The organism is Paenibacillus puerhi (genome assembly GCF_009846885.1).
GTDB lineage: Bacteria > Bacillota > Bacilli > Paenibacillales > NBRC-103111 > Paenibacillus_G > Paenibacillus_G puerhi.
Genome location: NZ_WUWM01000016.1, coordinates 1 through 22133, shown reverse-complemented (window position 1 = coordinate 22133; position 22133 = coordinate 1). Strand labels below are relative to the sequence as shown.

24 protein-coding genes, 17 tRNA genes and 1 rRNA gene are annotated in these 22133 nt (G+C 53.7%); 8 read left to right on the top strand and 34 right to left on the bottom strand.

Annotated elements, in window-relative coordinates; all coding sequences use genetic code 11:
- Positions 1-87: 87 nt before the first annotated feature.
- From GSF01_RS15645 to GSF01_RS15635, 3 genes are read right to left on the bottom strand one after another with little or no spacing between them, the layout of a single operon-like run.
- Entirely contained in the window at positions 88-390 is a 303-nt protein-coding gene (locus GSF01_RS15645; protein ID WP_159885602.1) for a hypothetical protein, read from the bottom strand.
- On the bottom strand, positions 387-2150 hold the full coding sequence (locus GSF01_RS15640) for a DUF4179 domain-containing protein (protein WP_159885600.1): 1764 nt from the start codon (positions 2148-2150) through the stop codon (positions 387-389). Before GSF01_RS15640 ends, GSF01_RS15645 begins: the two co-directional genes overlap by 4 nt.
- Positions 2128-2706, bottom strand: coding sequence for an RNA polymerase sigma factor (locus GSF01_RS15635; protein ID WP_159885598.1), 579 nt, complete (start codon positions 2704-2706; stop codon positions 2128-2130). Before GSF01_RS15635 ends, GSF01_RS15640 begins: the two co-directional genes overlap by 23 nt.
- 191 nt (positions 2707-2897) lie before the next feature.
- Here GSF01_RS15635 and GSF01_RS15630 point away from each other — a divergent pair, with 191 nt between their 5' ends.
- Positions 2898-3284 (top strand): hypothetical protein, encoded by a 387-nt coding sequence (locus GSF01_RS15630; RefSeq protein WP_159885596.1) that lies wholly within the window; start codon positions 2898-2900, stop codon positions 3282-3284.
- Positions 3285-3503: 219 nt separating this feature from the next.
- On the opposite strand, the gene GSF01_RS15625 is transcribed toward GSF01_RS15630, so the two are convergent.
- Entirely contained in the window at positions 3504-3914 is a 411-nt protein-coding gene (locus GSF01_RS15625) for a VOC family protein (protein ID WP_235941533.1), read from the bottom strand.
- Between the two features lie 140 nt (positions 3915-4054).
- Complete coding sequence (locus GSF01_RS15620; RefSeq protein WP_159885594.1) at positions 4055-4363, bottom strand: winged helix-turn-helix transcriptional regulator; 309 nt, start codon at positions 4361-4363, stop codon at positions 4055-4057.
- 174 nt (positions 4364-4537) lie between these two features.
- On the opposite strand from GSF01_RS15620, the gene GSF01_RS15615 reads away from it, so the two are divergent.
- Positions 4538-5305 carry a DODA-type extradiol aromatic ring-opening family dioxygenase gene (locus GSF01_RS15615; protein WP_159885592.1) on the top strand — a complete coding sequence of 256 codons (768 nt, stop codon included), beginning with the start codon at positions 4538-4540 and terminating at the stop codon, positions 5303-5305.
- Between the two features lie 27 nt (positions 5306-5332).
- On the top strand, positions 5333-5755 hold the full coding sequence (locus GSF01_RS15610) for a DoxX family protein (protein ID WP_159885590.1): 423 nt from the start codon (positions 5333-5335) through the stop codon (positions 5753-5755).
- 132 nt (positions 5756-5887) lie between these two features.
- Here the strand turns inward: GSF01_RS15610 and GSF01_RS15605 are convergent, their stop codons facing one another.
- From GSF01_RS15605 to GSF01_RS15570, 8 genes are all read right to left on the bottom strand, one after another.
- On the bottom strand, positions 5888-6535 hold the full coding sequence (locus GSF01_RS15605) for a response regulator (protein ID WP_159885588.1): 648 nt from the start codon (positions 6533-6535) through the stop codon (positions 5888-5890).
- On the bottom strand, positions 6516-7592 hold the full coding sequence (locus GSF01_RS15600; protein ID WP_159885586.1) for a sensor histidine kinase: 1077 nt from the start codon (positions 7590-7592) through the stop codon (positions 6516-6518). Before GSF01_RS15600 ends, GSF01_RS15605 begins: the two co-directional genes overlap by 20 nt.
- A gap of 17 nt (positions 7593-7609) precedes the next feature.
- Positions 7610-8260 carry a cell wall-active antibiotics response protein LiaF gene (gene liaF, locus GSF01_RS15595; protein WP_159885584.1) on the bottom strand — a complete coding sequence of 217 codons (651 nt, stop codon included), beginning with the start codon at positions 8258-8260 and terminating at the stop codon, positions 7610-7612.
- 120 nt (positions 8261-8380) lie between these two features.
- Positions 8381-9076 (bottom strand): PspA/IM30 family protein, encoded by a 696-nt coding sequence (locus GSF01_RS15590; protein WP_159885582.1) that lies wholly within the window; start codon positions 9074-9076, stop codon positions 8381-8383.
- A 2-nt stretch (positions 9077-9078) separates the two neighbouring features.
- Positions 9079-9663 carry a PspC domain-containing protein gene (locus GSF01_RS15585; protein ID WP_159885580.1) on the bottom strand — a complete coding sequence of 195 codons (585 nt, stop codon included), beginning with the start codon at positions 9661-9663 and terminating at the stop codon, positions 9079-9081.
- Positions 9660-10340, bottom strand: coding sequence for a PspA/IM30 family protein (locus tag GSF01_RS15580; RefSeq protein WP_159885579.1), 681 nt, complete (start codon positions 10338-10340; stop codon positions 9660-9662). Before GSF01_RS15580 ends, GSF01_RS15585 begins: the two co-directional genes overlap by 4 nt.
- 41 nt (positions 10341-10381) lie before the next feature.
- Positions 10382-10681 carry a LiaF transmembrane domain-containing protein gene (locus GSF01_RS15575; protein WP_159885578.1) on the bottom strand — a complete coding sequence of 100 codons (300 nt, stop codon included), beginning with the start codon at positions 10679-10681 and terminating at the stop codon, positions 10382-10384.
- Positions 10682-10976: 295 nt separating this feature from the next.
- Positions 10977-12164: a GNAT family N-acetyltransferase gene (locus tag GSF01_RS15570; RefSeq protein ID WP_159885577.1), complete on the bottom strand. Its 1188-nt coding sequence runs from the start codon at positions 12162-12164 to the stop codon at positions 10977-10979.
- A gap of 444 nt (positions 12165-12608) precedes the next feature.
- Between GSF01_RS15570 and GSF01_RS15565 the strand changes: the two genes are divergently transcribed.
- Both GSF01_RS15565 and GSF01_RS15560 read left to right on the top strand, forming a co-directional pair.
- On the top strand, positions 12609-13838 hold the full coding sequence (locus tag GSF01_RS15565; protein WP_159885576.1) for a C40 family peptidase: 1230 nt from the start codon (positions 12609-12611) through the stop codon (positions 13836-13838).
- Positions 13839-13985: 147 nt separating this feature from the next.
- Positions 13986-14078, top strand: coding sequence for a YjcZ family sporulation protein (locus GSF01_RS15560; protein WP_159885575.1), 93 nt, complete (start codon positions 13986-13988; stop codon positions 14076-14078).
- Between the two features lie 59 nt (positions 14079-14137).
- On the opposite strand, the gene moaA is transcribed toward GSF01_RS15560, so the two are convergent.
- The 3 genes from moaA to GSF01_RS15545 all read right to left on the bottom strand — a co-directional run bounded on the left by moaA (position 14138) and on the right by GSF01_RS15545 (position 16667).
- Positions 14138-15145 (bottom strand): GTP 3',8-cyclase MoaA, encoded by a 1008-nt coding sequence (gene moaA, locus GSF01_RS15555; RefSeq protein WP_159885574.1) that lies wholly within the window; start codon positions 15143-15145, stop codon positions 14138-14140.
- Positions 15146-15206: 61 nt separating this feature from the next.
- Positions 15207-16013 carry a pyruvate, water dikinase regulatory protein gene (locus GSF01_RS15550; protein WP_159885573.1) on the bottom strand — a complete coding sequence of 269 codons (807 nt, stop codon included), beginning with the start codon at positions 16011-16013 and terminating at the stop codon, positions 15207-15209.
- A gap of 33 nt (positions 16014-16046) precedes the next feature.
- Positions 16047-16667, bottom strand: a complete 621-nt coding sequence (locus tag GSF01_RS15545; RefSeq protein WP_268893715.1) for a helix-turn-helix transcriptional regulator — start codon at positions 16665-16667, stop codon at positions 16047-16049.
- 250 nt (positions 16668-16917) lie between these two features.
- Between GSF01_RS15545 and glpX the strand changes: the two genes are divergently transcribed.
- The 3 genes from glpX (at position 16918) to GSF01_RS15530 (ending at position 20060) form a co-directional block, all read left to right on the top strand.
- The gene (gene glpX, locus GSF01_RS15540) at positions 16918-17901 is read left to right on the top strand and encodes a class II fructose-bisphosphatase (protein ID WP_159885571.1); all 984 of its coding nucleotides are present in this window, start codon (positions 16918-16920) and stop codon (positions 17899-17901) included.
- Between the two features lie 64 nt (positions 17902-17965).
- Positions 17966-18784, top strand: a complete 819-nt coding sequence (locus GSF01_RS15535) for a sulfite exporter TauE/SafE family protein (RefSeq protein WP_159885569.1) — start codon at positions 17966-17968, stop codon at positions 18782-18784.
- 334 nt (positions 18785-19118) lie between these two features.
- Entirely contained in the window at positions 19119-20060 is a 942-nt protein-coding gene (locus GSF01_RS15530; RefSeq protein ID WP_159885792.1) for a polysaccharide deacetylase family protein, read from the top strand.
- 92 nt (positions 20061-20152) lie between these two features.
- Here the strand turns inward: GSF01_RS15530 and GSF01_RS15525 are convergent.
- The 18 genes from GSF01_RS15525 to GSF01_RS15440 all read right to left on the bottom strand — a co-directional run.
- Positions 20153-20232 (bottom strand) — tRNA-Leu (locus GSF01_RS15525).
- Between the two features lie 3 nt (positions 20233-20235).
- Positions 20236-20312 (bottom strand) — tRNA-Arg (locus GSF01_RS15520).
- 14 nt (positions 20313-20326) lie between these two features.
- Positions 20327-20415: transfer RNA gene (locus GSF01_RS15515), tRNA-Leu, on the bottom strand.
- A 7-nt stretch (positions 20416-20422) separates the two neighbouring features.
- A tRNA-Cys gene (locus GSF01_RS15510) sits at positions 20423-20496 on the bottom strand.
- 7 nt (positions 20497-20503) lie between these two features.
- A tRNA-Gly gene (locus GSF01_RS15505) sits at positions 20504-20578 on the bottom strand.
- A 9-nt stretch (positions 20579-20587) separates the two neighbouring features.
- A tRNA-Gln gene (locus GSF01_RS15500) sits at positions 20588-20659 on the bottom strand.
- Between the two features lie 15 nt (positions 20660-20674).
- A tRNA-His gene (locus GSF01_RS15495) sits at positions 20675-20750 on the bottom strand.
- Between the two features lie 16 nt (positions 20751-20766).
- A tRNA-Trp gene (locus tag GSF01_RS15490) sits at positions 20767-20840 on the bottom strand.
- A 7-nt stretch (positions 20841-20847) separates the two neighbouring features.
- Positions 20848-20933: transfer RNA gene (locus tag GSF01_RS15485), tRNA-Tyr, on the bottom strand.
- Between the two features lie 11 nt (positions 20934-20944).
- Positions 20945-21020: transfer RNA gene (locus GSF01_RS15480), tRNA-Thr, on the bottom strand.
- A 5-nt stretch (positions 21021-21025) separates the two neighbouring features.
- Positions 21026-21101: transfer RNA gene (locus tag GSF01_RS15475), tRNA-Phe, on the bottom strand.
- A 157-nt stretch (positions 21102-21258) separates the two neighbouring features.
- Positions 21259-21335, bottom strand: a tRNA-Asp gene (locus GSF01_RS15470).
- Between the two features lie 11 nt (positions 21336-21346).
- Positions 21347-21423: transfer RNA gene (locus GSF01_RS15465), tRNA-Met, on the bottom strand.
- A 19-nt stretch (positions 21424-21442) separates the two neighbouring features.
- A tRNA-Val gene (locus GSF01_RS15460) sits at positions 21443-21518 on the bottom strand.
- A 28-nt stretch (positions 21519-21546) separates the two neighbouring features.
- Positions 21547-21618 (bottom strand) — tRNA-Glu (locus GSF01_RS15455).
- Positions 21619-21635: 17 nt separating this feature from the next.
- Positions 21636-21724 (bottom strand) — tRNA-Ser (locus tag GSF01_RS15450).
- Between the two features lie 3 nt (positions 21725-21727).
- A tRNA-Asn gene (locus GSF01_RS15445) sits at positions 21728-21803 on the bottom strand.
- Positions 21804-21905: 102 nt separating this feature from the next.
- Positions 21906-22133: ribosomal RNA gene (locus tag GSF01_RS15440) — 23S ribosomal RNA — on the bottom strand; the annotation flags it as partial.

Here is a 22133-nt window from a genome sequence, read left to right as displayed (position 1 = left end):
CATGAACAGCCGCCTATTGTTGCTGCCAGGCCAGAGGGCCAGGGAGGGGGCCTGCCAGCGGCACTTAAAGCTCCATCCCCCGGCGCTTTACGCCCTGCGTTCCCTGCTTGCTCCCTTGCGCACCAGCAAGGCATGCTTCATCGTCACCTTGCGAACCCGTTCGCCTTTGTCGATGACCGGAAGGCGATAGAAGTCCTCCGACCGGTACAATTCGAGCAGCGCACCTTCGGCGGCCAGCTGCGCAGCCCGCTCGTCCTGCAGCAGGTAGTGAGCGATTTGATAGCTGAATGCTTCATAGCGCTTCAATATTTCGGTTTTTTCACCGAATGACAAGCCCTTGATCTCCTCGCACCTGTCCTTCTCCGTTTCAGGCATAGCCGTACCTCTCATTGCGTTCCCTCTCTTCTCTCCCGGATCGGCAGCCGATCCTTTCCTTGATCAGACTCGTAGTTATATACACGGTCCACGACTTTGCGGATCAGAGTCAATCGCTCGGGCAGCTGCTGCAGCCCCTCCACGCGGAACTCGAAGTAATCCTGATCTACCTGTCCTCCGCCCAATTGCAGATAACCGTCTACCGTACTGATGGCGCCGCGCTCCTCCACCCGGTACTCCCTTCCCACCGGATCGACCACAGCCCATTCATTTTCCTTAAACTCATTGAACAATGGTCCCTTCACGTGCAGCGAAACTTCCTTCTTCCCTTGCCCGCTTTCACCGTTCTGAGGCTCCTCCAGCGAGCTTCCCTTGATCTCGATGCGGTCCCCTTTCGACTCCAGCCATACGGGCTCTCCAGCCAGCTTCGCGGGCTCCAGCTCGATAGACGAGCCGTCCAGCTCCGCGACGAAATAGGCATCCGGCACCAGATAATAATCCTCATCAGGCGGCAAGTAGCGGAACGTATAGGACCAATGCATAAGACCCGGCTCATCGCCCGGCATGGCGGAAGACGTCTGCAAGCTATCCATATGCGGGGACTTGCGGCTGTTGACGCTGTGAATTTCCTCGCCCGCCTCGTCTTCGAAGTGAAAGCGAAGTCCCTGCTTCTGCCACAGCTCGCCGGGAGAGCGGACAAGCGCCTCCTCCGAGAGCCGGGTATCCAGCTCCAGACGAACTCCTTGCACCGTGCGCGTCAGCCGCTTCAAGGTAACCTGCATGCCGGCCGGATAGCTAAAAGTCTGATCAATGGGCGACACCCGCGTCTGCTTCTTCGCTTCCGTCAGGTCGATATCGAATGAAAAGCTCCAGTTTCCGTCCTTACGCGGCAGGTTTTGCATAGAATTACCGAGCTGCGTAATGTCCGCTTCGACGGTGATGACATCGGCCGTTATGGGCTCCTTGAAGAACACCACCATGTAATAGAAAGAGGTCGTTGCCCCCATATCGTACATCTGGCCGATAACCTTGCCTTGTTCGTCCTTGATGCGAATCTGATTCTCCCTGCCGAAGGTTAGCCGATCGCGATCATGCTTCCCCCCCGGTCCGAACAGCTGCAAAGCGAGGACGACCCGGCTGGCGTCCGCAACCGCCTCATCGACGCGGACCGTATACCCCTTGTCCTTCACCATCACTTGGGGATAATGGACGAGTCCCAGCTCCTGCGCCCGGAGTAGCCCGTAATCGGTCGTCTCGCGGGTAAAAAGGGAGCGCGCCAGATCCGCCAGCGTAGGCGAGGCGAACGTGGCGGCTACGCCTGCCAGCAAACAGAAGATAGCAGCGAAAGCCAGTCTCGAGCGAATCCGGTAACGCTTGCCGCGGGGAGCTGCCCGGTCAAGCTTCGGCGCCTCTCCGCTGACTGCGGATATGGAGGCCGCGCCATCTTCCCGGACCGCCAGGGGCGGCGCTGTGCCAGCGATGCCTTCGGCAAGCGCAGCGCCAGCCAGCCCCCCGTCTGCCTCGGCCGAAGTACCTGCAAAATCCATCTCGACAGACTGAAGCCGCCTCATCACGTCGTCCGTGAAGGAGTCCGGCAGCGGCTCCATTCCGTACAAGAGAGCGTGCCAATGTGTTTCTTCCTGCATGAAGCGATCATGGAGGGAACGGCAGCGGGAACAACCCCGCATATGCTCAATCGCATCATCCGACGCCGCTTCCGCGCACCTGCTATCCATCACATAACGCTCCATCTCATCCTCGCTCCAGCATTTCAAGGGTTCCCGCCTCCTTTTCCTCCAATATCGAACGCAGCCGTTTTTTTGCACGGTATAAATCATTCTGCACCTTCGCCACCGGAACGCCCAGCAGCTGTGCCATCTCTTCGTAAGTCAGATCGTTTGTGTACCGCAGCAGCAGCGCATCCCGATAATGGTCCGGCAGCCTTTGCATCTGCAGCAGCAGCTCTTCCCTGGCCTCCGTCCGCAGATAAGCCTGCTCGGGGCTTTCCTCATAAGATTCCTCAGCAAGCGTCGGCACGTTGCAGCTGTCCGGGTCCGGGGAGCTCTTCCGCCTTGCATCGCGCAGCGTGTTGCCTGCTATCGTGTACAGCCAGGAAGCAAAGCTCCGTTCCCGGTCGTGCCGGGGCAGGCTCTTATAAGCCTTGATGAACGTTTCCTGTGCGGCATCCTGCGCGTCCGGGACGCTCGCGCCCATCCCCCGGAGCAGACCGTATACCTTGTGCTTATATCGATTTACCAGCTCGGCGAAAGCTTCCTTACTTCCGCCCAACGCCTCGCTTACCAACTGATCGTCGGTGGAAATTGGTTTCATTCCGGCCTCCGTACGCTTCTCCTGCATTTTCCTCATATGTAATAGACGTTTTAGAGGCCTGAAATCACTCACTTCTTAAGAAAAGTTAATAATTACACCTTTGGAACTAGAGATTGAATCCTTGGCCAAGGCCGCCTATAATAAGGTCAAACATCCAGGCCATAGTCTTAGCGGGCCAATCGGGGGTACTCATGAAAGACGAGCTGCTGAAAAAACTGCGCTTTAAGGAAGGCCAAGCCGTAGTCCTGAACGCCCCGGAGGGATATGGACTGGGCTTGGAGGGTAACGGAACGCCGGAAGGCCTCCACACTTCCTTGCTCGTGTTCGTAGGCTCGGTCCGGGAGGCGGAAGACTTGCTGCCTACCGCAACCGGATTGCTTGAGCACGATGCCGTATTTTGGATCGCCTATCCCAAGAAGGCTCCTGGGTCCAAGGTAAAGCCGGATATCAACCGGGATATCTTGGCTGCCCTCGTGCAGGATACAACGCCTTACCGGCCCGTGAGCAATGTAGCGATCGATGATACATGGTCGGCGCTGCGGTTCCGTCTGAAGGAACTGGTTCAGACCAAGAAATAAAGAAATAAAGCTCCCATATACGATGTGCGGCAGACAAAAAAGCGGTTAGACCGGAATTTTCCGGCCTAACCGCTTTTTTGGTTACTTGAGTACGGGTATGAGTCCCGTCAACTTTCCTGTATCGTTTACCTGAATACGAGCATACTAGAGAGGATTCCCGTTAGAGGGGGCCTGTCCGTTTTCAGCACCGATTCAACGATCCAACTGCTAGAGAAGCTTTTACAGCTTGTTATCGCCGGTGCTTTGGAACAGCTCGATCAGCTCGCCATCCGGTCCCTTAAAGAAAGAAAGCCTTACCGGGATGCCATTGATATCTATGTTCTTCGGCTCTACAGTAACTTCGGCGCCTGCCGCCCGTGCCCGTTCGGTTACGCCATCCACATCTTCCGTTCTCAGCGCCAGATGCAAGAAGGCTCCCTCGGGCTTAGGTCCTTCCTTGCCGCCCGCGAATACCTCCAGATAATTGCCGTCGCCCGTATCCAGCATAATACCGCGTCCATCTGCTTCACCCCATTGGTGCCGGATCGTAAAGCCGAGGACCTCCGTATAGAAGCTAACCGTCGCCTCGAAATCGTACACTCGGATTGCTACATGATGGAATCCGCCGCCTTGTAGAACTGAATTGCCCACTATGCAGACACCTGCCTTCATCAAGTTAAAATCAACCTCAGTATAGCCTGTCTGAAGGAGTTACTCAACCTGGAAATTCAGCAACCGTCTAGCCGATTCTAAACGATCCTAAGCGCATCTTGCAGGCGCCTGCTCTTTGCCTATTGCAACCAGGCCTGTGCCCATGATTCGATACCTCTTATCACAGGCTCCAGCGCGTAGCCTTTTTCCGTCAAGGAATATTCGATTCTAACCGGCGTCTCCGGATACACGTCGCGCCGTACAATCCCTTCCTGCTCCAGATCCTTCAACCGTTCGGACAACAGCCGTCCGCTGATTGGCAGCGAAGTCTCGATCGTACAGAACCGTTGGGGGCCGTTGAGCAGTTGATACATAATAAGGATAGACCAGCGCTTGCTGATGATTTGCGTCGCCTTCTCCATCCTCGGACAGAGTCCCGGTGGATTCATATGGCTTCACCTCGCTAATTCGCTAATATAACTAGTATAACCGAATTTAACTAAATATTATATAGTTTATATTCATAAATTAGTTACTTGACCTTTTTAGCTTATTATCATATACTAACTTACATAAAGTAACCAATAAACTATCGTTCATCAATGACAGGAGGAACATAACCGATGACACCTTCTCTTTTCCTGGCGCATGGCTCGCCCATGCTTGCCCTTCAACAAACCGGATACACCGACTTTCTGCAAAAGCTGGCCGGACGGATACAGCCTAAAGCCATCGTCATCTTCACCGCCCACTGGGAAACGCAGACGACCACCGTCTCCGCTTCCGACGATGTATACGAGACGATCTATGATTTCGGCGGTTTCCCGGACGAGCTGTACACGCTGACTTACCCGGCCAAAGGCTCCTCCCGCATCGCCGCAGACGTTAAACAGCGGCTGGAATCCCAGGGCATCGCCGTTCATACCGACTACACCCGAGGCCTCGATCACGGCTCGTGGACCTTGCTGTACCGTATGTACCCGAAGGCCGATATCCCCGTCATCCAGCTATCCGTGAATCCGTACCTGCCGCCCGCAGAGCAGTACAAGATCGGTGAAGCGCTGCGCGGTCTGGGCGAAGAAGATATTCTGGTGATCGGCAGCGGGGTTACCGTGCATAACCTGCGCATGGTGAACTGGAACCAGACTACGCCGGAGCCTTGGGCCGTAGCCTTCGATGACTGGCTGATCGAGAAGCTGCAGGCGCAGGATGTGCAAGCTCTGTTTCAGTATGAACAAGCTGCACCGAATGCCCGGGCGGCCGTACCTCGGCCCGAGCACTTTGTCCCCTTCTTCATCGCGCTCGGAGCCGGGGATCCCGACAGCAAGCCTAAGGTCATCCACCGCAGCTATGAGCTTGGAACGCTAAGCTATGCCAGCTTTGAATTTTAAATTTTCTACTAGGAGTGATTTCATATTATGAAACTGAATACGAACATCGGTTTGCTGCTGTTCCGGGTTGTTCTTGGCCTCACCTTCGCCATTCATGGCTATCAGAAGTTCGCAGGAGGAATCGACAACATATCCGGCTGGTTTCAAAGCATTCAACTGCCGGGCTTCACAGCTTACCTGGTCGCCGTCATTGAGCTGGTAGGCGGCATCGCAGTCATCCTCGGACTCGGGACGCGCTTTATTTCCGCGCTATTCGCCATCATCATGGTCGTCGCTATCTTCAAAGTCAAGCTGGCCGCCGGCTTCTTCGGCAGTGCAGAGGCGCCTGGCTACGAGCTCGATCTCGTGCTGCTCATTTTGTCTGCAGGCCTCGCATTCACCGGCAGTCCTCTGCTCGCCGTTGAGCGCATGATTACAAGAAGCGAGGAATCCAGCGTCTCTGAAGCCTGATTACGCTCCTTCACGGAGTATGCGACCAGGACTCGTCCGTCCTCGTAAGATTCGGTTACCAAGCAAAACCCCGTACAGTCAAGCTCCCTTAAGCCGGGAGCGTGCTTGTACGGGGTTTTTCATCGATTTATCCTACTCGACGAGCCCCTTTTTATAAGCGTAGATTGCGGCCTGGGTACGATCCTCGACTCCAAGCTTCGCCAAAATATTAGTCACGTGAAATTTGACCGTCTTCACGCCGATGAACAGGTCGTCCGCCACATCCTGATTGGACTTGCCGGAGGCGATAAGCCTCAGCACCTCCATCTCCCGCTCGGTCAGTTCCTCATGCGGCATGGCAGCCTGCTTGGGTTGGCGGAATCGGTTCATCAGCTTGGAAGCAACCTGGGACTCGAGAACGGATTGTCCTTTGACGGCCGAACGGATCGCTTGAGCGATCTCTGCAGCGCGAGACGTCTTCAACAAGTAGCTGAACGCGCCCGCTTCGATCACCGGATAAATTTTCTCATCATCGATAAAGCTTGTCAGCACAATGACCTTGCAATCCGGGTGCTGCTCCAGCAGGCGGCGCGTCGTCTCGATGCCGTCCATCCCTTCCATCACCAGGTCCATCAGCACGACATCGGGACGGTATTCAAGCGCCAGCCGGATTCCCTCCTGTCCGCCGCTTGCTTCCCCTACCACCTCGATATCTTCCTCCGTACCGAGCACAGCTGCCAAGCCGATCCTAACCATCTCATGGTCGTCCACCAGCAGCACCTTAATCGTCATCTCTTCCATGATGGTTCCCCCCTTCCGCCACTATCGGAATTCGGATTTCAATACGCGTCCCCTTGCCCGGGGCCGTAATCAAATTCATCGATCCGCCAATCTCGTTAACACGTTCATTCATCGTTACAATCCCATAGGAGGCCTGCTTCTTCGTATCCAGATCGAACCCGACCCCGTCGTCGCGGATCATAAGCTTGACGGCATCCAGCGACGGCTTCGTCAGCCTCACCTCAAGCCTGGACGCCTTGGAATGCCGCAGCGCATTCGACATCGCTTCCTGGGCGATCCGGAACAAGTGATCCTCAATGCCCCGCGGCAGCTTGATCCCTTCCGCGAACTCCCAATCGATCTTCATCGGCACCTTGGCCGACAGCTCCTGCATCAGCTCGACGAGCCCCTCCGACAGTCGCTTGCCCTCCAGATGGACAGGCCTCAGATGGAGCAGCAGCGCCCGCATCTCCGATTGAGCTACGGAAGCCATCTCCTCGATCAGGAATATTTGCCGCTGTGCTTTATCGAAATCCTTGTCCAGCGTCCGACCGACAGCCGTGGCCGTCATCGAGATAGCGAATAGCTGCTGGCTGACCGCGTCGTGGAGCTCGCGGGCGAGCCGCTGCCGTTCTTCTACGATAGCGGAATACTTGGCCCGCTGGGCGAGCTGGGCATTATTGCTGGACAGACGCTGAAGCGACGAAACCTGCTCTTCCCATTTCTTCGTGATCTGGTTGAGCTGTTCGCCGAGGCGGCCGATCTCATCCTCGCCGAGCGGCGGTACGGAGCGGCTCAGATTTCCTTTCTCCAGCGAGAGCATGACCTCCCGCAGCAGCTCCAGCCTGCGCTTGATCCGATTGGCCGACCATAGCCCGTAGGCGGCGCCGATTACGACGGTAATGACGATCAGCGTCAGACTTAGGCTTACGCCTTCCTTCCAGGATTCGAATGGCCGCAAGTACCCGTTAGCCTGGAGGAAGTATACGATGACGGCAAATAAAACAAGGCTGAGCCCCATGGACTCCGCCATATTCCGCCATATCATATTGGTTAGACGTTTTTCATGTCCGTCCATATCCGAATCCTCCAGCGCTATACGATTTTTATATCGATATCCGCGATGACATAAGACATCTCCAGCTTCACCTGACGGTCTGCCGTCCAGTAATTGGGCGACTGCCACACGAGCTTGTTCATCATACCGGCCTCTTTGTCATTGCCGATGTTCGTTTGTCCGAACACCACGGAAGCGGTAATGGAAAGTCCCACGTCCTCGGGAACAATGACGTCAATATCTCCGATCACCCCTTGCAGGAAGATCGTTGTTTCTTTATTCTCGGGAATCGCATAGGTTAGATCCATATGCATCTCGCCAAGTACGTTCCAGATCGACATATTGCGCAGAATCCAAGGTTCGCGTCCCCAGCGAATGCTGTCGATGATGCTTTGCTTGCGGTAGTGCTGGTCATCCCGGTGGAGCTTGCGCGACTTGTTATAGAAAAATCCGAGGGAAATCAGAATGACTGCAATGACCAGCGGCAAATTCCCTCCGATCAGCAGGAGCAGCCCGATGATCATCAACACATAGCCTTTGCGCCCGGAGCCCGACTGGATTTTGTACACCCCGAACAAAAGCAGAAAGAGGGCGACAATCGTCATGAAGCTAAGATGATCGTCAGCCAATAAAAACACGCCCGCACCAATCAACAATATCGCAATGTTGCGGTTCCTTTTGCTGTTCATGCTGCCGCCCCCTTTCGAGCATCTCCCCGACTGAAGGCAAAAGCCATAGTGGCGTTCTTGGCCCCATGGCTTTTGCCTTACCTAGCATATCACAACTGTCCGTTTCGCTCCACTGGCTGTTTACTGCTCCGAGGAAATCTTTTCTTTCAGCAGGTTCAGCTGCTCGTCAAGCTTCTGCTGCTTGGCCGGATCGGCCGCCGCGCCGTTGCTGTAGACCGAGCCGCCGTACGAAGCGGAGCCGACATATGGCTTGCGGGCAATCTCCGCTTCCACTTCCAGCGTCATAATCTTTTCTTCCATACGACGGAAGCCTTTTGCCGCACTGCCGCCCTCGATCACATTGTTTGCCGTGACCTCAGCCATTTGCTTTTTCGCTTTGGCCAGTTGGGCGCGTGTGATCAACTCGCTGCGCTTATTGCGCATTTGATAGAACGAATCCTTCATTTCATGCAATTGAGCTACCAGCTCGGCCGCCTGAGCTTTAGCCTGCTCGTGCATATCCGTGTACTCCACGATTTTACCGTCGTAGTACAGCTTTTGCTCCAGCGCCTGGCGAGCCGTTGCTTCCTGATCGTTCTTCAAAGCATCCTTCGCCTGAGCTTCGAATTGGGCGGCAAGGCGTACCGCTTCGTCCAGACGCTCTTTCAGCTTGCGCTCGCTGGCGATTTGACGGGCTACCGTGACTTCCGCCTGGGCAATCTCCTCTTCCATGTCGCGGATATATTGGTTCAGCATAATAATCGGATCCTCGACCTTGTCCAGTACCTCGTGCAGCGACGCTTTCGTCATGTCCTTAATTCTGGAAAATACTCCCATGATTAGATCTCTCCTTTAGTTGTTTGGTTTGGTTGGTTCGGTTGTTGGCCTTGCTGCTTCTCATATTTGGCGACTTTGGCGCGAAGCTCCTCGATTTCTTTCCACATCGCTTTTTTCTCAATGTCCTTCATCATATCGTCGAGGTCGCTGCCAGTCGTGTCGGATTGGTTCGGGTTGTGCGCATAGCTGCCTGCATGAGGATTCGACTGATGCTGGCCGGAAGCATATTCGGCTTCATACGTACGATAGCCATTCGAGCCTTGACCGCCGGCGCTCCAACCGTATCTCTGGGCTTTCCGGTAATGCTTCTCGGCACGCTTCCAATCCTTCCAGCTGTCAAAGTGGTGATCGCCATGTCCTCCATAGGGGCCTCCGGGTCCTGGACCGTAGGGGCCGCCCGGATACGGCTCGCTCGGTATAACGAGGGCCGCCAGCACATAGATGGCAAGGATGACGCCGGATGTGAATACAGTCGCCAGTACGACGATAAGCCGAAGCAGCGTTGAGTCGATCCCCATCAGGTTAGCCAGACCGCCGCACAAGCCGGTTAATTTACGATCGGTTCGGGAACGGTACAATTTCGTCATGGCCGATTCCATCCCTCCTGCTGTAGTTTACTGCGGAGCTTAGCCAGTTCCTGATCTACCGCTTGGGAAGCCGCTCCGCTCGCCGTATTCCAAGCCTCGCGAAGATGTCCGCGGACCTCCCTCAGCGTTCTCGCCGTCATCTCCATGTCCGACACCCGTTCATCCAGGCGGTCGAACATCCTCGGGGACGGCCCGGCCCCCATGCTGCGGAGCCGTTCGTTCATCCGCTGCTGCAGACGGACCGATTCGAGTCTTGCGATATAGTAGCTGCGCTTGGAGGCAATTTCATCGAAGTCGGCTTTCAACTGCTGAACCTGCTCCTCCAGCTCCACGATGCCAAGCTTGCTTTGCTCATACAGCGCTTTGTATTGCGCTGCTTTCTCTTCCTGCGCCATCTTCTCCTGCAGCGCGATTCGGGCGACCTCGTCCTCGCCGGCCCGCAGCGCCAGCATCGCTTGATGCTCGCGGCGCTCCTTTAACTGCTCCGCCGAGCTGTACTGATGCCGAAGCGACGCGGCATGGCTTAGACATTGCTGGAGCAGCTTCTCCGATTCACGGATTTGCTCCGATTGTGCGCTTAAGTATTTGTCGATCAGGCGAACCGGATCTTCCGAGTTCTCTAACATTTCGTTGAAGTGTGCGACCGTGATATCACGGAATCGTTTGCCTAGACTCATATCGGACTCAACCACCTTTTCTATCAGATATCAATTTGCACTTAGTAGACCGACTTTTTGCGGATGAGCGAAACCCCGTACCAGATCAATGCGCCGGCGAACAGAAGTCCGATCAATCCGGATAGTTTGCCTAGCAGGAGCAGGCCGCCGATTCCGATCAGGATCAGGCCGATCACCGACTTGCCGTTTTTCAGCCCCAGGAATCCGAAGCCGACCATAGCGATTGGGAACAAGTAGCTCATGAAATGGCCGCTTACGTGCATCCCCATCTTGTTCAGCAGAATCATGACGCCGAAGAAGATCATCAGCAATGCGATGCCGGTATGCTTATTCATTCTCATGTGATTCGATTCACCGCCTCTCTTGGTATGTCTCTTGCTTATGTCTTTATTCTAGTTAAAAATACGTTCGCCCAAAACGAACCTGCGGCGGGTTTTGCCACTCGACTAAAGTCCAGTGCCCTGCCCGGCCAGGGGCAGAACGACGGATGCCACCTCGTCCTCGGCTTCCGAAGGCTGAACCTTCCAGACCTCCGCAGTCGGTTCGGAATCCTCATGATACCGGGCAGCCTTTCGTCCATAACCTAAAAAAGCCCCGGAGCACAACGATGTGCACCGGGACCCTGTCATCCTAATTTTAGAAAAAATCGGTTATAAACGCCGTCCGGTTCGTTACCAGCCGCTCCAGCAGCTCTATCGCTTCCTCCGGACCGCCAAGCCTACCGATCTCGTGTAAGAAGCGGGGTCTTTGATAACCCATCAGCAAGGCCGACAGCGTCTGAATGGAACAGGAGATTGTCGGCAGATCCAAAGCCCCGGTCGGCCGGGAAACGGCGGCTTTCCCGGATTCGTCCACCTCTGCAAGCCAGACCCCCTGGTTCCACGGAGCATGCTGGTCCTGGATGTCCAGAAGAAGGGCTCCTTCCTGACCCGAAGCGAAAGCGTACCTCTCTAAGCATGCGGGGACATCCACAACCCTCGCCATAAAGGTCGGAACGAGCTCCTGCTTCACCCGAGGGTTGTCCAAGAGGAACGGCAGCGGTTCGTCAGCAGGCGCATTCCATACCAGGCGTTCAATCATCGAGTCATGATCCGCAAGAAAACGCCATAATCCCAGCTTAGCCTGATGATTCAAGCTGACGAGCTCATGTACCGTGAGCAATCGCTCCTTGACCTGGTACAGAACGTATCCGGTCGGCTCGCCCGCTTCATTATAGTACACCGCTGCGGTTCCTCCCTTTTTCGGCAGAATGCGATGCCTCCACCATGCCTCGCTCCGGTTCATCATCCCGTTGTATCGAACGGCATAAAGCGAATAGATGCGGTGCAGCAGCTCCCAGTGGCGATCCGTACGCACAACTCTGCCTTCCCCTGCCGGCCACTTGGGCAGCAAATGGACCGGAATGTCCAGCTGCTTTTGCTCCGCGGACATTTCCCAGCCGAATTTACGGTAAAAACCGTACTGGAAAGGGTACAGAAATGAAAAGATCTGCCCTTTTTCCTTCATCGAACGAAGCGCCTGCCGGAGCAGCTGCGTCACCAGGCCCCCGCGTCTATATTCCGGCCATGTAGCCACGCTGGCAATACCGCCCATCGCCAAGGAATGCCCTTGTATATAGCACTCAAAATTAAAGATTGCGAGCTTCGCGGCAAGCTTGTCCTCCACAAACGCACCCCATTGCTCCTGGGCGTGCAGCAGAGCCTCCCGGTGCATGCGTTCCTCCTCGGACAATTCATACTGGAAAGCGAATGCCGACATTTCGAGCGATTCGGCAAACTGTCCCTCTTGAATTTTACGAATTTCTACACGGTTATCGTTGTGCATGGGCTGTTTCCACCCTTCTTTTCCTGTATAGATCCATGTCTGCAGACATTGTACCTTACTTGGAATCCCTTTTCCATGTCAAGCTGCAAAAAAACGCCTCAATCGTGACCCTGCTTCTTGTCTGGCGAGCATCGAATTTCGGATGACAGGATCGAATTTCTGTCCGTGACTTATCTACCATTCTTCATCCCCTTAAACGTTTGCCTCGTTAAATACCCCATATATTACCTATATTTCTAAACCCAATTTAATCATTTATACCCTTGATGATTATGAATGCCGATTCTTTGTCTAAAAACAATATGCCTTTGATCCCTATTTGTTCATCTGATGACTTGGGATTTGTAAAGTTTTCCCGCTAATTTTTCCAATTGGCCTATGCTATCATGATCGTGAAAACTTCGTTCTTCATCCCCATTTCCTACATCTGGAGGTTTACGACTCATGACAAAGAAGCTGCTCGCCATTCTCTTAAGCGCTATAGTATCTGCAACCGCTATTCCTTTCCAAGCTTTCGGCTACTACTTGGAAGCCCCCAAGCTCAAAGTTACGCAAGGCGTCAACTTTCGGGAACAGCCTTCGACCGGCGGCAGTAAAATTCGCATGCTTCAAAAAGGAGAACTGCTCGATCTAGTCGACACGTATAACGGCAGCTGGCTGCTTGTACGAGACTCTACCGGACGAACGGGATATGTATCTTCATCCTCCACCTATGTGCAGGATGTGACGATTAAGGTTCCGGCTGCGCCAAATGCTACGATCGTCAGCTCGGTTTCCTTCCGTACAGGACCGGATACATCCAGTGCCCGCATGCGTTATCTCAAGAAAGACGAGCAAGTATTGGTTCTGGACAAAGTCAACAGCTTCTGGTACCGAGTGATGGATGAGAATGAAGTGATCGGCTATGTGAGTACAAGCTCCCAATACATTAAGCTGGGGTCCGCCGGTCCAAAGCCCACTCCAGAGCCCTCCCCGGTGGAGGACAGAGAGGAAGAGCTGTTCCAGTCCACTCCTAACGGTACGATCCTGAGCTCCGTCTCATTCCGTACCGGCCCCGGCACGGATGAAGCCAAGATCCGCTATCTGTCTGCCGGTGAAAAGGTATTTGTGCTCGACAAAACCAATGATTACTGGTATAACGTCGAAGATAAAAACGGCGTCATCGGCTATATCAGCACCAGCTCCAAATACATAAGCACATCCTTCGTCGAACCTTATAAACAGCTTGATCCGGCGGACGCAGCCGAGATGGTGATCCGGGCAGGCATGAAGTATATAGGCGTCCCTTACGAATTCGGCTCCAGCCGATACGACACCGGCACCTTCGATTGCTCTGATTTTGTTCGTCAAGCTTTCATCGACGGCATCAAACAACAGCTGCCGGGCGATTCGCGTACCCAAGGCTCCTACGTCAAATCCATAGGTAAGCTCTCCCAGGATTGGCGGCAATTGAAGCGGGGCGATTTGATGTTTTTCATGTCTTATAAAGGCTCCACAGCGTCAAGCTATAGCGGAATTGACAAGGCTGGAGCCACCATTACCCATGTTGGTCTTTACCTCGGCAACGGCCAGATCCTGCACACCTACTCGGAGGAATCCGGCGGGGTACGGATAGACTCCATCCAGGGCAATGCCTGGGAATATCGCTTCCTTTTCGGAGGGAGTACCTACTAATAGCGGTAGCTCTAACCTTTATATACTCCTCATCTTGCCCGTCCTTTCCGAAGGACGGACTTTTTTAACTTGGAACAGGCAGGGGTCCATACAGCAAAAATCCCCCCCTCATATGGTGTACCATGTCTTCTGAAAGGGGGATGTCATATGAGCTGTGTCGGCGGATTTCATACAACTACTGCTGTGATTCTTGTATTGTTCATCTTGCTGGTTATCGTTTCGCGTACCTTCTTTATCTAAGTCATGACAAAACCCCCGGTTAAGCTTCACCCAAGCTTTACCGGGGGTTTGCCGATGAGCTAACCGCCGATTTGCGACATCCGGCGCTCTGTCGGCGTATGGCTTTGCCTCTCATTCTCCAGCGCCTTAGCCATCTCATGGCTTTCCGGCTTCACATCCAACGCTCGGAAGAACATCTCCGCCAGCTTGCGGTCGTCTCCGATAGCCTTGCGTACATTAAACTCGTCCGACCAGTACAGACACGGCTTGATATTGCCGTCCGCCGTCAAGCGCAGCCGGTTGCATGTTTGGCAGAAATGATCGCTTACCGGATGAATCAGCCCAAAGGAACCTGCAGCCCCTGCGATTCGGAAATTTTGCGAAGGTCCGTTTCCCCGCACCTCATCCTGCAGTTCCTCCACGGTCCAGCCTTGGGCGGAACATCTTTGAAGCACCTCGGTTAGCGGTAGATATCTCGACTTCCAGCCCTGGTCGTCGTGACCGATCGGCATATACTCGATGAATCGGACATGCAGGTCATCCTCCAGGCCGAGCCGCAGGAAGTCCTCGATCTCATCCTCGTTGATCCCCTTCATCAGCACGACGTTCAGCTTGATCGGGGCTAACCCGACTCTTCGAGCTGCCTTCAGCGATTGAAGGACACGCTCGACATCTCCGCCGCGGGTAATCATCCGGAAGCGGTCTTCGCGAAGCGAATCCATACTGATATTGATACGGGTCAACCCCGCCTCCCGGAATGCTTCAGCCCGCGAAGCAAAGTAAATACCGTTCGTGGTCAAGGCAATATCATCGATGCCGGGAATCTCATGCAGCATGCCGACCAATCTCTCCAGATTCCTTCGCACCAGCGGCTCTCCGCCGGTCAGCCTCAACTTCCGGACCCCGAAGCCGGCAAGTACGCGTACCACTTCGTGAATTTCCTCGAAGGATAGAATATTCTCCTCCGGCTCGAACTGCATGCCTTCCTCCGGCATGCAGTACACACAGCGCAAATTGCAGCGATCCGTTACGGAAATGCGAAGATAATCATGTACACGACCGTAACGATCAACCAAGTTCTGAGTCATCCCCGGTCACCACCACTCCCTGAAAATATAGTCCGGTTCTGGGTCAGCCAGACCGGCTCCTCTAACGCAATTCCCCCATAATAATGCCTGCGGTTTCCTCGATCGCTTTATCCGTCACGTTGATTTCCAAGCACCCCACCTGCTTCATCAAGACCCGCGCATACTCCAGCTCTTCCTCAATCCGTTCCATCGTCGCATACTTAGCTCCAAAGGGAAGCCCGACGGCCTTCAACCGTTCCGTGCGGATCTTGAACAGCTTCTCGGCATCCATCGTTAAGCCCACGATCCGGTCGCCTGGTACAAGGAACAACTCCTTAGGAGGCTTAACCTCCGGCACGAGTGGCAGGTTAGATACTTTGATTCCTTTATGCGCGAGGAAGATACTTAACGGCGTTTTGGAGGTTCTGGAGACGCCGATCAGCACCAATTGGGCTTTAAGCAGCGAGCTCGTATCGCGCCCGTCATCGCACTTCACCGCGAACTCTACAGCCTCCACGCGGCGGAAATAATCCTCGTCCAACCGGTGCAGCAAGCCCGGCTCGCGCCTGGGGGCGTCATTGAACGTTTCGACGAAGGCTTCCATCATAGGTCCCATAATGTCGATGGCTCTTACCCCGAGACGCAAGGCCTCTTCCTTCATAGTCTCGCGCAGCTCCGGTTGAACCAGCGTATAAGCGACAAATCCGCCTTTCTGCGCTGCAGACTCTACGATGGAGCGGATTTCATCCTCGCTCTTGATATGACCGATCCGTTTCGTCGTCACCTGGTGGGCATCGAACTGGCGAATCGTCGCTTTAACGACAGCTTCAGCCGTTTCCCCGACTGAATCTGAGCAAATGGTAATTTGATAATGCCTATCTTCCTTCATCCGGGTTTTCTCCTTAATGTCCGAATCCCTAGCTTATCGATCTACAGCCAGATCGAGCAAAATCTGAGTCATGATTGTCTTCGTAATCCGCCCGACGACTTCCCAGCGTGCCCGGCTGCCCGACTGCTCGGCTTTGGCAGGGATAACGACCGGGAGGCTGTCGACCTGATGGTTGATCATTTTATGGGCCGCATCAATGATCGATTCATCGGGAGATACGTGGACGACATTCGGCTCTCGCGTCATGACCATGCTGACCGGCATTGAAGCTCCATTTGTATGGCCAAGTGTAAATTTCAACAGATCTTTCCGGGAGATTACTCCGGAGAGACAGCCGTCTTCTCCCACAACAATCAGACTGCCTACATTCTCCATAAATAACGAAACGACCGCGTCGTGTACGGTTGCCTGCTCTCCTACGATGACAGGCATGGACTGTACATCACGTATTTTCAAAGCCAGCAGCTTACGGGATAGATGAGAACCTAGGTTAACTGAGGACCCCGCGGTATAACCTACCTTTGGTTTGGCGTCGATCAAGCCCAGCATGACCAGAAGCGCGAGATCGGACCGCAAGGTTGGCCGGCTAAGGCCGAGCAGCTCCGCTATTTGTTCGCCGGTAATCGGCGCATGTGCCTTCACTAGCTCAACAATCTGTAATTGGCGCGCAGTCAGTTCGATGACTCGTCCCTCCTCATATCTGCAGCCTGTTCCAGCTGCTTTGCCACTTCAATTGTAACAAAAATCGGCCATTTCTCATAGAACCGTTTATTTTCACCTATAATGACGCACGATTGGCACAATATATATTTTTATTGTGTATATATTGCGTATTATATATCGATTAATTATACTATATTAGAAGTTATCATCCTTCATTATACATAAGAGGAGTGGGAATCTGTTGGAAAGAGAACTAGCCCTGGAGATTGTTAGAGTTACCGAGCTTGCTGCCCTATCAGCCGCGAGCTGGATGGGCCGAGGAGATAAATATCAGGCGGACGGAGCAGCTACCGCTGCTATGCGAGCTATGTTCGATTCCGTTTCTATTCGGGGAACGGTTGTTATCGGCGAAGGGGAGATGGATGAAGCCCCCATGCTTTATATAGGAGAAGCTGTCGGCAACGGACAAGGTCCGGAGGTGGATGTGGCCGTCGACCCTCTGGAGGGTACGGAGCTGGTGGCCAAAGGCTTGAATAATGCTCTAGCCGTTATTGCGATCGCGGGTAAAGGCCAGCTCCTGCATGCCCCCGATATGTATATGGAGAAGCTCGCAGTCGGCCCCGCCCTGACGGGGAAGCTCAGCTTGGACGATCCGCTTGAGACGACCCTCCAAAAGGCTGCCGATATTCTGGATAAGCCCCTCAGTAATCTGACCGTGATGATCCTGGACAGGGATCGCCATCAGGAGCGGATCGCCACCCTGCGCCGCGTAGGCGTACGCATTAAGTTTCTGAGTGACGGCGATGTAGCCGGAGCGATGGCTCCAGCTCTATCCGAGTCCGGCATCGATCTTTATGTCGGCTCCGGAGGAGCTCCTGAGGGCGTCTTGGCTGCAGCGGCGCTGCGCTGCCTGGGAGGCGAGCTGCTCGGGCGATTAATGCCGGCTGATGAAGATGAAGTTGCCCGCTGTCTAGCTATGGGGATTCAAGACCCGCTGAAGGTGCTCAGCATGGACGATATGGTCGGGACCGGCGATGTCATCTTCGCCGCTACCGGTATCACCGCGGGAGAATTCCTGAGCGGCATCCGTTATACGTCCGACCATCGCGCCGAGACGCATTCCATCGTCATGCGTGCCAAAACCCGCACGATTCGCTTTATTAAATCCAGTCATTACTTGCCGAATAAACAGCTGTTGAACGATATTCTTGAGCTGCAGCATTGATCTTGCTCCTTCCTGTGTTAATATCTATCTAGATAAACTATTGACCAGGAAGAAGGTTAACCTCATGAGTATTTTGTTTTTTACGGCCGTCGGTTTGTTCGCGGCCACCTTCGGAAGTCTTGTCGGGCTTGGCGGAGGCGTCATTATAGTCCCTGCGCTCGTTTACCTTGGGCCTGTATTTGTCGGCCAATCGATCTCGGTTTCAACCGCCGTAGGGACCTCGCTTGCCGTGCTTATATTTACAGCACTGTCATCGACAATAACCTTCGTCAAGCAAAAGCGCGTCGACTTCAAAAGCGGCTGGCTGTTCATTTTGACATGTGCCCCGGGCGCCATGCTCGGTTCCTATGTCACCCAGTTTGTGAACGCTGATTCCTTTCAGCTCAGCTTTGGTATTTTCATGCTATTTATGGCTATTCTACTAATCGCCCGTGGCTACATGAAGCCATTGAACGTTCGTTGGAACGTCAATCGCACCTACACGGACGGCACCGGCAAAACCTTCGAGTACGGGTACAGTCTGCTCCCTGCGCTTATACTTGGGCTGGCCGTCGGGTTTATATCCGGCCTGTTCGGAATCGGAGGCGGATCGCTATTCGTTCCTGCGATGGTCCTGTTGTTTCGCTATCCTCCTCACGTGGCTACGGCTACTTCGATGTTTGTCATCCTGCTTTCGTCGCTGATGGGATCCTTTACCAAGCTTTCACTTGGACAAGTCGACCTCTGGATGGTGTTATACTTGGCACCGACGGCAATCATCGGAGGATGGCTCGGCGCCAAAATTGCCAGTATGTTAAGCAGCGACAAGCTGCTCTGGGTGCTGCGCATATCTTTCGTGATCATTGCCGCCAAAATGATTCTGGAAGGACTCCATATTTTATGAATAGCGGGCTCCTTGTGTGAGAAAGGCCGTTCGGTCATACCGAGCGGCTTTTCTGTTTGCATCAGGTAGCTCTAATAAACTGAAGCTATTGTATTGGGAAAAATCTAAAAATGCCGCTAAGCATAAAACCCCCTCTCCTATCCCAAACTAACTTTAATACAGGATGTAAGGGGGAGTCCTCTTGGTTTCACAAGCTTACAAGCGATATGCAGGCGTACTGACCTGTTGTTTGCTGCTTACTGCCTGCACAGCGGAGAAGCCTGCGCCTTCGATACAAACTGCGCCGCCAGGCATAAGCTCACTCCCTGCACCGAGGCAAAGTACGTTGGAGCATATGCCGCCTGCTTCACTCCAGCCCGGACTGCTGGATAACAATAAGGAAGGGAATATGGCTAGCAGTGAGAAATCCGCTGATAAGACCTCTGTTCCTTCCGGCCCGCCGCTACCCACTCCATTACCAACACCGCCCTTAGCAAATTCCAATCCGGCCCCGGCCCCGCCCTCGCAGCTACCGATTTCCGTACCTGCACCTGCGGCTGCAGAAGCTAACAGGCCCAAGCCTATCGCTACGCAGGGCGTCAAGCAAATGAAACGTCAAGGCTCACAAGCCCCAAGCTTAACCTTATCCCAGCTTGCCCGAAAATACCCTGATATTCTTCTTTTACATGGACGTTCCAGCAGCCGGCAGATCGCTTTAACGTTCGATGACGCTCCTGACGCCGTCTATACACCGCAGGTTCTGGATATTCTCAAAGCGCATAAAGTAAGAGCGACATTTTTTCTGATCGGGGCTCAGGCGGAAAAATATCCGAATATCGTTAAACGAATCGTTAGAGAAGGCCACGTGATCGGAAATCATTCTTATTCTCATCCTTTGTTCACGAAGCTTTCTCAGGATGGGTTCCAGCAGCAGATTCAGAAAACCCAGCAAATTCTAAAACCTCTAGTCGGCTATACGCCCAGGCTTATACGTCCGCCCTATGGAGAAATCAAGGAAGCTCAACTTCTTTGGGCCTCCGAACAAGGATATTTAATGGTGAACTGGAATGTAGATTCTCTTGACTGGAAGCAGCTAGGGGAAGCTCAAGTAACGAGCAATATTTTGAAGCATGCGAAAGCCGGCTCTATCGTACTACAGCATTCGGGTGGAGGGACCAATCAGGACCTAAGGGGAACCGTCCAAGCTTTACCTAAAGTTATTGAAGCTCTTCAAGGGCAAGGCTTCCGTATAGTTACCCTGCCTGAGCTTTTGCGTGTGACCAAAGGGAAAAAATAAAAAGAACCTTGCCGAGAGCTCCGGCTAGGTTCCTAAACAAGCTAATCCATAAAAAAGCACAGAGAGCGATTAATCGCTCTCTGTGCTCTTGATGCTGGTAGAGGGACTTGAACCCCCACGGTTTCCCTCGCGATTTTGAGTCGCGCGCGTCTGCCAGTTCCGCCATACCAGCTAGTGGCGTGCCCTAAGAGATTCGAACTCCTGACCTTTTGATTCGTAGTCAAACGCTCTATCCAGCTGAGCTAAGGGCACATATGCAATTGGAGTGGTGCCGAAGACCAGGGTCGAACTGGTACGGTAGTCACCTACCGCAGGATTTTAAGTCCTGTGCGTCTGCCGATTCCGCCACTCCGGCGTAAATATGGAGGCGCCACCCAGACTCGAACTGGGGGTAAAGCTTTTGCAGAGCTCTGCCTTACCACTTGGCTATGGCGCCATATTATTGGAGCGGAAGACGGGAATCGAACCCGCGACCCTCGCCTTGGCAAGGCGATGCTCTACCGCTGAGCCACTTCCGCAAAATAAAACTGGGGATCTAGGATTCGAACCTAGGCGTGACGGAGTCAAAGTCCGTTGCCTTACCGCTTGGCTAATCCCCAATACAGGAATAAAAATGGGGCGATCGATGGGACTTGAACCCACGAATGCTGGAGCCACAGACCAGTGCGTTAACCCCTTCGCCACGACCGCCATATTAAAATTTGTTTGGCAGGGGCAGCAGGAATCGAACCCACACCAAAGGTTTTGGAGACCTTTGTTCTACCTTTAAACTATGCCCCTATGAAAGTGGTGGAGGCTGATGGATTCGAACCACCGAACTCGTCAGAGAACAGATTTACAGTCTGCTGCGTTTGGCCACTTCGCTAAGCCTCCATATGAAACTGTGGTGCCGCCGAGAGGACTTGAACCCCCAACCTACTGATTACAAGTCAGTTGCTCTACCAGTTGAGCTACAGCGGCAAAGATGGTGGCTCGGGACGGAATCGAACCGCCGACACGAGGATTTTCAGTCCTCTGCTCTACCGACTGAGCTACCGAGCCTAATGAAATGATTCGTTACGTCCAAACATGAAGTAATAAATGGCGGAGCCGACGGGATACTCTTCGTTACACTACGAGACTGCGATGTAGCGCTATCGAAGCTTATGCTCCGGCGAACCCAAATGGTTCTCATCCCGTTTACACAGGAAGTAAATCATGGCGGAGCCGACGGGATTCGAACCCGCGGTCTCCTGCGTGACAGGCAGGCATGTTAGGCCTCTACACCACGGCTCCACACATTAAATTGGTTGCGGGGGCAGGATTTGAACCTGCGGCCTTCGGGTTATGAGCCCGACGAGCTACCGGGCTGCTCCACCCCGCGTCATTCTTTGGAAGTACTATGGTGGAGGCTGACGGGATCGAACCGCCGACCCTCTGCTTGTAAGGCAGATGCTCTCCCAGCTGAGCTAAGCCTCCATGGGAAGTGAGCAAGATGCTCACCGTATGACCCGTAGGGGATTCGAACCCCTGTTACCTCCGTGAAAGGGAGGTGTCTTAACCCCTTGACCAACGGGCCATCTAAGTGTATTGCTACGGAGAGAGAGGGATTCGAACCCTCGAGACGCTTGTGACGCCTACACGATTTCCAATCGTGCTCCTTCGGCCAACTCGGACACCTCTCCATATGGCTCCCCGAACAGGACTCGAACCTGTGACAACTCGATTAACAGTCGAGTGCTCTACCAACTGAGCTATCAGGGAATATGACTCAAGACATTTATGCCCTGAAAACTGGATGCGAAACTAAGCATGCTGAATGCTGTTAGCTTGTCGCTTACGAAGTGGTGTACTCCGTAAAGCTATTTGGATAAGCCCTCGACCGATTAGTATTCGTCAGCTACACGCGTTGCCGCGCTTCCACCCCGAACCTATCAACCTCGTCGTCTACAAGGGGTCTTACTTACTGGGAAATCTCATCTTGAGGGGGGCTTCACGCTTAGATGCTTTCAGCGCTTATCCCTGCCGTACTTGGCTATCCAGCCGTGCCTCTGGCGAGACAACTGGTACACCAGCGGTACGTCCATCCCGGTC